The 307-nt window shown below is 65.8% G+C and carries 1 protein-coding gene; it reads right to left on the reverse strand.

What is annotated here, in order from left to right; all coding sequences use genetic code 11:
• Nucleotides 1-28: 28 nt before the first annotated feature.
• Nucleotides 29-307, reverse strand: a 279-nt coding sequence (locus EN852_RS38585) for an SDR family oxidoreductase (protein WP_135879886.1), incomplete at its 5' end; no start/stop codon positions are given.

Raw genomic sequence — 307 nt, forward strand, 5'->3', positions numbered from 1 at the left:
CCCCCACAAGGGGGGAGATTAGCTGTCCTCACCCTGCCGTATAGCCGCCGTCGATGGCAAAGATCGCGCCGCTGGTCCAGGCGGCCTCGTCGCTGGCAAGATAGACCGCCATCCCGGCGAGGTCGTCAGGACGGCCGATGCGGCCCAGCGGATAGCTGCGCTCGACATAGGCCTTGAGCTCGGCCTGTGCGGCCGGCGGCAAGTTTTCGATCGATTTCCGTCGCATGGCGGTATCGACCGTGCCCGGCGCGATAGCGTTGACTCTTATGCCGCGCGGGCCAAGCTCGAATGCCAGCGACTTGGTCAG

The sequence above is a fragment of the Mesorhizobium sp. M2E.F.Ca.ET.209.01.1.1 genome (assembly GCF_004010375.2).
GTDB lineage: Bacteria > Pseudomonadota > Alphaproteobacteria > Rhizobiales > Rhizobiaceae > Mesorhizobium.